Origin of the sequence: Halarchaeum acidiphilum MH1-52-1, assembly GCF_000474235.1 — an archaeon.
Classification (GTDB): domain Archaea; phylum Halobacteriota; class Halobacteria; order Halobacteriales; family Halobacteriaceae; genus Halarchaeum; species Halarchaeum acidiphilum.
The window spans coordinates 1-9,458 of sequence record NZ_BATA01000088.1 but is presented as its reverse complement, the minus strand read 5'-3'; the positions used below and the strand labels follow the sequence as shown (position 1 = coordinate 9,458).

8 protein-coding genes and 2 pseudogenes are annotated in these 9,458 nt (G+C 59.1%); 8 read left to right on the top strand and 2 right to left on the bottom strand.

Annotation, left to right across the window (positions count from 1 at the left end):
* A pseudogene (locus AOZ13_RS12240) lies at positions 1–523 on the top strand (sulfite exporter TauE/SafE family protein); the annotation flags it as partial.
* 1 nt (position 524) lies between these two features.
* Here the strand turns inward: AOZ13_RS12240 and AOZ13_RS12235 are convergent.
* Entirely contained in the window at positions 525–863 is a 339-nt protein-coding gene (locus AOZ13_RS12235; RefSeq protein ID WP_020220630.1) for a DsrE family protein, read from the bottom strand.
* A gap of 68 nt (positions 864–931) precedes the next feature.
* The gene (locus AOZ13_RS12230) at positions 932–1,618 is read right to left on the bottom strand and encodes a DUF2270 domain-containing protein (protein WP_020220629.1); all 687 of its coding nucleotides are present in this window, start codon (positions 1,616–1,618) and stop codon (positions 932–934) included.
* 547 nt (positions 1,619–2,165) lie between these two features.
* Between AOZ13_RS12230 and AOZ13_RS12225 the strand changes: the two genes are divergently transcribed.
* The 7 genes and pseudogenes from AOZ13_RS12225 to AOZ13_RS12195 all read left to right on the top strand — a co-directional run.
* Positions 2,166–2,567 (top strand): helix-turn-helix domain-containing protein, encoded by a 402-nt coding sequence (locus AOZ13_RS12225; protein ID WP_021780725.1) that lies wholly within the window; start codon positions 2,166–2,168, stop codon positions 2,565–2,567.
* A gap of 177 nt (positions 2,568–2,744) precedes the next feature.
* Positions 2,745–3,866, top strand: coding sequence for an MBL fold metallo-hydrolase (locus tag AOZ13_RS12220; RefSeq protein WP_044956998.1), 1,122 nt, complete (start codon positions 2,745–2,747; stop codon positions 3,864–3,866).
* A gap of 539 nt (positions 3,867–4,405) precedes the next feature.
* Positions 4,406–4,861: an HTH-type transcriptional regulator Lrp gene (gene lrp, locus AOZ13_RS12215; protein ID WP_020220626.1), complete on the top strand. Its 456-nt coding sequence runs from the start codon at positions 4,406–4,408 to the stop codon at positions 4,859–4,861.
* A gap of 1,036 nt (positions 4,862–5,897) precedes the next feature.
* Positions 5,898–6,245, top strand: coding sequence for a hypothetical protein (locus AOZ13_RS12210; RefSeq protein ID WP_324603088.1), 348 nt, complete (start codon positions 5,898–5,900; stop codon positions 6,243–6,245).
* A 73-nt stretch (positions 6,246–6,318) separates the two neighbouring features.
* Complete coding sequence (locus AOZ13_RS12205) at positions 6,319–7,974, top strand: hypothetical protein (RefSeq protein ID WP_020220624.1); 1,656 nt, start codon at positions 6,319–6,321, stop codon at positions 7,972–7,974.
* Positions 7,967–8,818, top strand: a complete 852-nt coding sequence (locus AOZ13_RS12200) for a hypothetical protein (protein ID WP_020220623.1) — start codon at positions 7,967–7,969, stop codon at positions 8,816–8,818. Before AOZ13_RS12205 ends, AOZ13_RS12200 begins: the two co-directional genes overlap by 8 nt.
* 2 nt (positions 8,819–8,820) lie before the next feature.
* Positions 8,821–9,458, top strand: a pseudogene (locus tag AOZ13_RS12195) (hypothetical protein); the annotation flags it as partial.

Below are 9,458 nucleotides of genomic sequence, written 5' to 3'. Positions count from 1 at the left end.
CTTGGCGATCATCGGCTCAGTCGTCGGTGTCTACTTCCTCGCACAGTACAACACCGGGCCGATCGTGCCGTTCCTCATCGGCCTCATCATCCTCGCGTACGTCGTCTTCCAGGTCGTGCAGAACTTCGTCACGATCGAGGAGGCACACCACCCGATTGCGCTCAGCACCGCTGGCTTCCTCGAGGGATTCTTGCTCGCGGCGTCGAACCTCGGCCCGCTCCTCCCGGCGTACTTCCACACGTTCGAGCGCGACACCGAACGGTACATCGGCGGGCTCTCGATGGTTCTCGGCATCATCTTCACGGTACGTCTCGTTCAGATGGCGCTGTTCACCGATCTTTTGACGACGTATCGGATCTGGTTGGGCTCGACGATCGCTGTCGTCACGATCGTCGGCCTCCTCCTCGGCACCTATCTGCGGCGCCTCGAGATTGACCAGCGGCGCTTCAACTGGTTCGTCATCACGCTCCTCTTCATCATCTCGCTCAACATCTTCCGTAACACCATCCCCGCGCTACTCTGAGCTACGGTGTGAGGTAGGCGTACCCATCACTTTGGAGGCGTGTGAGCTCCCCGACACCGGACGGAACCAGCTCGACGCCGTCGATGAGGTCGGCCGCCGTGACCTCCGTCCCCTCGATGGTGTTCTGACACTGCTTGATTGTGACGCCGCGCTCGAGGAGGCGTTCGACTCGTGCTCGCTCCGGAGAGTCGGTCGTGACGAGTTGGAGGCCACCGCTGTTCGTGACGAGCGCGACGTCGTCGAGGTCGATCGTTTCGTCCTCGAGGAGATTCACGACGTTGTTGACGACACGAGCGTGCAGTTCGGCATCGTCGTTCGAGTGGTGGAAGACGGCCCGCATACAGTCGTGTTTCGCCCGAGTTCGCGATAAGGACTGGGGGTTGAGTGCCGTCGAAGGACCGAGATCGCCTACTCGTCCTTTCGGAGGCGTTCGTCGAGGAGTTCGCCGCGCGTATGCCACGTCCGGGGACGACACGCGACGCCGAGCGCGCCGAGGAAGAACGCTGCGACGAGACCGATGACGACGAGCCCCGGAATCATCCCGATGGCTGCGGTCTGGAGCCACGACTCGGGAGAGAAGGCGGTGATGCGAACGAGCCACGCGACGAGGAGAATCGCGAAGAGTGGAAGGTAAATCCGCCGTAAGCGGTGCGCGATGGCCTCCTCGGCGGTGATCTTGACGGCGGGCTCGCGGTAGTCGTTGCCGAGTCGCTCGCGCCACTCCGGGTCGACGACGTCGCGTGAGGGATCGAGGCCGACCGACCAGACGTTCTCTTGGAGGGTGCGGACGCGCGAGCGCCAGATGTCGTAACCCCGGTAGCGTCGCGCCTCGATCGTGAGGAAGACGCCCAGCATCGCAATGCCGATGAGGATGATATAGTGTGGGTTGTCGGGGCTAGAGAACGCCCACGTAAGAATGGCAGCCATAACAATAACTGCCCAGTTGGTGGTTTTGTCGAGGCGTTCGCGCCAGTACTTCATCCGGTGGATTTCGCCCCGGTAGAGGTGCGCCATCGCGCCGCTCGGTCCCATCTCCTCATCCAAGAGTCCCTTCCCGACGTCGCGATCCGCCTCGTCTTTCGTGTTCTCGGTCATCGTCGTCCCATTTCGAGTCGGCCGGCGATGTGTGGTGTGTTCGTAGGATGGGGGGAGTGTTGTGTCATCTTCACTCTCTAGTGTAGTAGCTAGTGCACATTGCCAGGCATATGATTTACCGGTTGTGCCCGATCCGTAGTGATACATGGACACGACAGCTCTGTGATCGCCGTCCCATTCCTCTTTCAAAAGAGATCAAGGCGGATTCCCCGCCCCATTGTGGGCGGGGGAGGAAGCCGACACCCGCTTCCTGTCCCGGGGTTTGAAGCGACTGGCAACCCGAATTCGTCGTGTGTGGTCGGCGGCCAACAGTTGTCGTCGGTCACGGGCCGCCGTCAACCGGCCCCGTAGTCAGGGATGCCGACCCGTGAACGCCCAGAAGCCCTTCGGGTACGACGCGGCGAGTCCACTGACAAGCCCCGCGCCACCGTGCGCGGGGCAGTTGACCCGCAGGTGTAGTGCAGGTATGTGCAGCCGTGTTCTCGCTCCAGTATTGTATCATACACGCAAACACTTTTGCGTGTGTAGGCCGTAATATGAGCAACCAATGGCTGATTCAATGAGTGAGATGCTCCGGCAGGATATGGAGTGTGAGGGGCTGCTGGAGTGCTTTCACGATCTGAAGGCGCTCGACAAAGAAATATTCCAGATGCTCTGCGACAGCGCGGAACCGCTGACGGTCGACGAGGTTGCCGAGCGAGTTGACCGGGAGCGCTCGACCGCATATCGTTCAGTTCAGCGCCTCTTGCAAGCCGGATTCATCCAGAAAGAGCAGGTGAACTACGATCAGGGCGGCTATTACCACGTTTACAAACCTCGTGATGGCGAGGAGATCGCCCAAGACATGCAGCGCACGCTCAACGACTGGTACGCGAAAATGGGCCAGCTCATCGACGAGTTTGACGAGAAATACAGCGAGCAGCGCCAGCGCGCGCCCGCAGAGAGCTGATCGATCTAAACGTACTGAGTCGACTGCTACTAACCTCATACTTGAATATATCTCTCTGAATTGCAGGGCTGTATCCGACTAGCTATCAACTAGCGAGTTTCTTCAGCCGTAGCAATCCCAGAAGCCGTCTTGCTGGGCAGTATATTTATCCCTCTGTATTGTGTAGTGATGTGTGGCATGAGCAATACTGTTATTGCCCCATCAGAGGTTGCCCGACGTGTGGAGGAGGACGACACAGAGGACCTTTTCGTCCTCGACGTCCGGAACGAAGACGCTTACGAGGAGTGGCGTATTCCGACGAGTACGAACCTCCCGATCTACGATGAACTGTTGGATCACGACTTCTCGACGCTCGCGGACCACCTTGAGGATCTTCCCGAGAGGCAGGAAATCGCCGTCGTCTGTGTCGGCGGTCTCACATCCGCGCGCGCCGCTGAGTTCCTTCGGGAGGAGGGCTTCGACGCGAAGTCAGTCGACGACGGAATGAACGGATGGGGACGGGTGCACCGCGAGTACGACGGCGCCGCTGACGACGTCATTCAAATTGTCCGTCCTGGAACCGGGTGCGTCTCGTACATTGTCCACGACGACGGCGAGGCAGTCGTCGTCGACCCCTCACAGTACATCAATCAGTATCTCGACGTCGTAGACGCACGCGGCTTAAAAGTTGTCGGTGTCGCAGATACGCACGCACACGCCGACCACATCTCGGGTGCGCGTCGACTCGCCGGTGAACTTGACGTCCCCTACTACCTCCACGATGAGGACGCAGGCGACCTCAACGAGGTGACCGAACTCGAGGGCGGGGACGCCATCGCCATCGGCGAGCGCGAACTCGATGTTCACCACACTCCAGGACATACGCCCGGGAGTATCTCCTTCGCCTTCGGTGATGCACTTCTCTCGGGGGATACGCTCTTCCTGCGGAGCGTCGGCCGTCCCGACCTTGAGGACTCCACGGAGGCCGCCATCCGTACTGCTGCGAGCGAACTCTTCGACAGTCTTGATCGACTCACCGACCTCGACGAGACAACTATCGTTCTTCCGGGGCACTTCAGCGACGAGTCCACCCGTCCGATCGCTACTGAACTCGGCGAACTTCGGGCTGAGACGACGAACGAACTTTTGAGTTTCGTCGCCGACGACGATGAGGAAGCGTTCGTCGAAACGATCGTTGAGAGCCTCTCCGAGGAGCCCGCGAACTACAACGAGATCAAGCAGATCAACTGGGGAAAGGAACAGCCAGGGGGCGACGCTGAAGCCCTCGAACTCGGCCCGAATAACTGCGCTGCAAACTGAACGCAGGCGAACACGCATAGTATTGTCTATCTTTCTTCAGGGGAGAGAATCCCGCCGTTTACGGCGTTGACGAGACGCTTCGCGTCTCGTTCGCACACCAGAACACTCCGCGTTCTGGGGACGGGAGTGAATCCGGCAACGCCTCCACGAACCACGCATCAGCTTCAGACGGATATTTAAGTAGCATCGTGTCGTAGTATGACGTACACCGAGGCGGCATGACCGCCCACCTAATCGGACAATATCGGGGACTCCGAGGCTCAGAATGTTCGAGACACACTCTCGAACCGCTGTGGTGTCTCGGTCAAGATAACTCCGAGTCCCTGCCGGGGATAGGAGTAATGGCGGTGTGGCCCCGCCATCAAGGGTGCAACCTCAACTGGCTGGACACCACTGCGATGGGGTTGTACCTAGTCTTGGCGAGAGTATCCACTGAGAAATACATCACTCCGTGTTTCTACGCCTAAGCGTTGTGAGTAACCCAGTCCAAACGGGTTTGAATACCATATGTTAACAGGGCTGCAAACGTGGCTCATGATATGGCCTATGAGAATATTGATGCTGAGCTGATAAATGAGCTTCTCGGAGATGGCCGCGCAAGCCTCCGCAGTCTCGCCGAGGAAATCGACGTCTCCGTGACAACGATCTCGAACCACCTCCAAGAGCTTGAAGAAGAGAACGTCATCACGGGCTACACACCAACCGTCGACTACGATAAACTTGGCTACGACATCACCGCTGTCCTCCAACTCAAAGCCGAGGGGGGTTCGCTTCCCGACCTTGCCGCGCGACTCGGCGCACATGACCAGATGATATCCGTCTACGAAGTAACGGGTGACTACGACATCGTCGCCATCGGGAAATTCCACGACACGGACCACATGAATACGCTCATCAAGGAACTCCTCGGCGACGCCGATATTGCCGAGTCCGCGACCAGCGTCGTGCTCAATGCCGCTGCCGAGAACGAACAATTCGATCTCAATACCGACTAGAAATCATTTGAGCTCTGTTGATTGAGGAACAGAGGTGACTATTTTCGGATTTCTACCTGCCACAAGTAAAAACTCCCAACAAATGGGAGAAAGAATATATACTATGCGTGAGTCAATGATAGTAGAGCCAGCACGGATAGATACGGTGAGACTCCGGGAGTCCCCGCATTGTGGTATCTCCGGCCCGTGCCACACGTGTTACCCATAGTGGGTCGACTCTGCTTGTCGACCCACTCACCACTCCTCAAGAGACACCAGTTGGTTTATGAACTCCGTTTTTAACCCGATTGATCCGTAGATAGCGATTCTAGAATAGTGGCTCTGCTGAGACTCTATTGTTTCTATAATCCTATACTTAAAACAGCCGTTAGGTGTGTGTGTATTGAGCGGAAGATGCAGGTGGATGGTGGTTCCAATACCCACCTGCGAAATAGCGTGCTTCCTTCGTGGATTGCCGTAGAAGACTACTCCCCCCTATTGGATCGTCTCCCTGAGCAATCCAATTTGGATACGTCCCTGATCTGGGTAAAAGTGTTCCTTCGTCCACCAAGCGGTTTGTACCTGGTCTGTAGTTACGGTTCAGTTGCTCCTCTGTAGTTAGTGTCCAGGCCGGCACTTGACGACCAGCGGCACCATTCTTATTAGTTAATGTCAATTCCAACAGAGCCAGAATAGCGAGTGTATGCCGATAGGAGAATCAACAGATACCAATGAGTTCCACATCATCGCACACGGTCAGACATTCAAAAAGTGAATTATATCATATACTATTTAATATCCGGTCAGATTTCTATTAATTGCATGGATATAGGAGTCATAAGATTCTTAATTCATCTCTCTCGACTTACAGGAGAATGCATCGAGAGGAGATCGGTAGACCCCACGATGCTATACAGACTACAGACCGGGAAGAGACACCCGTCGAGGCCACCACTAACTGGAAACGGTGGGGTGGAATGCGGTGACGGATTCGGAATTAGCTACCACCGACACTGGCCAAAACACCACCCCTCGCGGGCAAACCCACCGAAATCTACTGCGACACATCGGAGGCGCGATTCTCCTATTCAGCCTCATCGCCGTTGAGCCGGCCGCGGCCCAGCAGTCGGCGGTCTGCACCGCGGACAACCTCCCGAGCATGATTGAGGGATTCTTCCAGTTGACGACGGCGCTGGGCATCGTTGGGCTCGCCGTCGTCTGGCAGGCGAACTCCCTGATCGATATGTTCACGCTGAGCCCCGACCAGAAGAAGGGTCTAAAGCGCCACAAACGCTCGGCGCTCAAATCCGCCACCATCCTCGTCGTCCTCGGCCCGCTTTACACGGTCGCGGGGTCGATGATGAACCTGCCGCTCGCACAGTGTGTGAACCTCGTCCCCTGGTAGCTCAAATCTGTCCTCCACGTTGTTGTCCCCGTCACGCGCAGTCCCGATAGCGATTGCCGGCGCCCTCCTCCTCGTGACAGTCACCGGACTCGCCGCCGCGAACCACCCCCGCCCCGGCACGGAAGGGAACGGCCTCACAGAGAACGAGTCCGCGACCCTCTGGTCGCACGACGCCGACGACTACACGAACGACTCCACGTACTCTCAGCACTACGGCGAGCACCGCACCGCCCTCCAACAACTTGCGAACGGGACGGACATCACGTTCACGCGGCCGCCCAAGACGGCCGCGACGTGGACCAAGCACGACTTTCGGGACCTCCACGCCAGCGGACCAGAAACGTCCCGCTACCCGGAGAATGCCGACCTTGAGGATGGTGCCCTCATCGCGGATGCTCACGCGACGATCTTCGCCACACAGCCATCGACGCGGGCACACCTCGCATCCGGTGAAACACGCACGTATCTCGCACCGGACGGGACGCTTCGCGGCCTCGTCGACTACCGCGTTCGCTACCCGAGCACGAGTACGGACTGGTCCCTCACCGAGCACCAAATCTCGCGCGTCTGGCTCACCCAGGACGGCGACACCATCGCCTCGAGTACCGGGACGCAGACGCCGACGCTGGACTACCAGCTCCAGAACGACCGCACGACGACGCTGACGTTGCACGCAACGATCGAGGTTCGCATCGAGCAGACCACGACAGTGAACGGGAACACCGTGAGCACAACGACGGAGACTGACTCCATCACGGTTACCGACTCGCTCAGTGGGTCGGTGTATAATCTCGCGGCGTACCCCTACTACGCGACGTATCCGAACGGGGACGCGGGCGTCGCGATCCTCCAGTCGCGCCCGTGGCAGGGGTACACGCTCACCGAGAACGGGAGCGCTCGTGTGCGTGGTGTGTGGCGGTTCTACACCGCCCGCCACACCGGCTGGGACACGCTCGTCACGAGTACCCGCGACGGCGAGACACGCACCCAGTCGGACGCGATTCCCGTCTCCGTGCACGCGTATCCGTCGCGGATTGGGCCGGTTGCCGAACCCGTCCGAACCGGCCCAGAAATCGTCGAGACGTGGGGGATCAATCGGTCGTCGCCCGCCTCGACGCTCGGTGAGGATGTCCACATCGACGTCGTCAACGGCTCTTACCAGACGACGTACGGCGTCGCTGTCCGTGCCGACGACGTGGACCGGCAGGCGCTGCACGTCGCGGGGATCGTTCGCGGCGTGAACGCGACCATCTTCCAGCCACAGGCCGGGTCGACACGCCACCTCCGCCAGAGCACCCTCACTGCGACCGTCCTCTCACAGAATGTCTCGGCGGCCACAATCCGTCTCGAACTACGCGACAACCAGACGGGTGCGCCAATCGACCTCTCGCAGGAGCAGCGTGGCCGGCCACTCGCTCAGTCATCGGCCGGCTACATCGCCATCGGCGACCAGCACGTCGAAACGAATCGTTCGGGGGTTGCCGTCGTCACGCTCACGCAGCCTGGCATCTACACCGCCCAGTACCAGCCAGAGTCGTGGCTCGGCGCCAACCCCGCCTATGTGCGTACTCAGGCGAGCGTCCGCTGGCACCCGCTCGGCACGCTCTCGGGCTGGTTCAACCTCGTGTTCACAACCGGATGGAAACTCCTCCCGTTCGTCGTGATGTTCTACGCCGGCCAGCGTCTCCTCCGCATGTTCGGCCTCGATCGCTTCCAAAACCATGACTGACAACCCACCATCCATCGACCGTCGTAGCGCCCTCCAAGCATTCGGCAGTCTCACCCTCGCCGCCCTCGCCGGCTGCACCGGGAACGGTGACTCCGGACCGTTGGGCTCCTCGACGGCCACTCCTGCGGGACCATTTGCAAGCCTCGACGTTCAAGGAGCGACGCTCGTCGTCGAACTCGAGAGTGACGCGGACGTCAAGCATGTGAACCTCGTGAAGCCGAACGGGTCGCTCTTCGGGACACGCGACGTCGCGCAGGGCGCAAGTCGCGTCTCCTTCGACCTCGGCACCACCTACACTCCCGGCAAGTACGAACTCGTCGCCGTCAACGGCGACCAGACCATCGGCACCACTACTCGGACGCTCCAGCCTGATCTCCAGATTCTTGAGATAGAGATTGGGCGGAAGAACCCTGAGAAGATGTGGAACGGGACTGAGCGAGAGATTGCAGACGAGGCGTACGTGGTCGTTGAGAATCGTGGGAGTGGGCCAGTCTCGGTTACGCAACTGTTGTTCCTCGGGATGGCACCCTATCCAAGCGGGGAAGACGGCACCGGATACGCCGATGACCCAGACGTGAGCGGGATCTATGACCCACAGTCGGACTCAGAGGTTTCGAAGGTGACCTTCGGTCCGGAAGAGCAGAAGACGCTCTATAGCTCTCGGTCTCCGTTCGCCTTCGTCCCCGGTAGTGGGACGACGTGTACGGAGAGTGATCAGAAGGGAACGTTCACGCTGTCGCTTGAGACCGCTCCGGATGCTTCCTCGGTCTCAAAGACGTACGACATCCGCTATTCGGCGGCTGAGAAGTTCAACAACTGCACGCTCACGGTCCGGAGGCAGTAACGATGGTCGATCTGATCGGCGTCGTTCTACAGGGATTCAAGGACGCTGTCAATTGGTTCACCAGCCTGTTCATGCAGGGCCTCACGACCGGCTATCAGCAACTCTCAACCCACATGTTTGGCACACCGACCCCACAGACAGACGGGGCGTTCGTCTTCGGTGAGCCGACGAACGCACCGTGGGAGTCGATCCATCATGCCTTGATTGGTGGCGAAATCATGATTGTCTCGTTTCTCCTGCTCGTGGTCTGCGTACAAGGCCGGCATCTCATCCGGATCTTCAATATCGGGAGCACCTATGAGTCGCGACGAACACGCAAGACGGCATGGGTTGGTGCGTTCCTCATCATCATGTGGTACTGGGTTGCTGTACTGACGCTCTACCTCGTGAACGGCTTCACGGTCGCGCTCCTCCCGAGCCTCAGCTCACTCGGCGCCGCGATGCTCAATTTCCTTGAGAGAACGCTAACCAATCCCGGTCTGTCACTCGTATTCGGACTGCTTGGCGGCCTCTCAATGTGGGCATTGGAGGCACTCTACTACATCCGAGAAGTCCTCCTCTACGTCTATATCTACGGAATGCCGATCGCGTTCGCGCTCGCCTACGGGAACATCCCCGTGCTCTCGGACGTCGCGATGGG

What these genes read in the sequence shown, in the direction of transcription:
- AOZ13_RS12235 (WP_020220630.1), bottom strand. Translation starts at nt 863, where the DNA reads ATGCGGGCCGTCTTCCACCACTCGAACGACGATGCCGAACTGCACGCT.
- AOZ13_RS12230 (WP_020220629.1), bottom strand. Translation starts at nt 1,618, where the DNA reads ATGACCGAGAACACGAAAGACGAGGCGGATCGCGACGTCGGGAAGGGA.
- AOZ13_RS12225 (WP_021780725.1), top strand. Translation starts at nt 2,166, where the DNA reads ATGGCTGATTCAATGAGTGAGATGCTCCGGCAGGATATGGAGTGTGAG.
- AOZ13_RS12220 (WP_044956998.1), top strand. Translation starts at nt 2,745, where the DNA reads ATGAGCAATACTGTTATTGCCCCATCAGAGGTTGCCCGACGTGTGGAG.
- lrp (WP_020220626.1), top strand. Translation starts at nt 4,406, where the DNA reads ATGGCCTATGAGAATATTGATGCTGAGCTGATAAATGAGCTTCTCGGA.
- AOZ13_RS12200 (WP_020220623.1), top strand. Translation starts at nt 7,967, where the DNA reads ATGACTGACAACCCACCATCCATCGACCGTCGTAGCGCCCTCCAAGCA.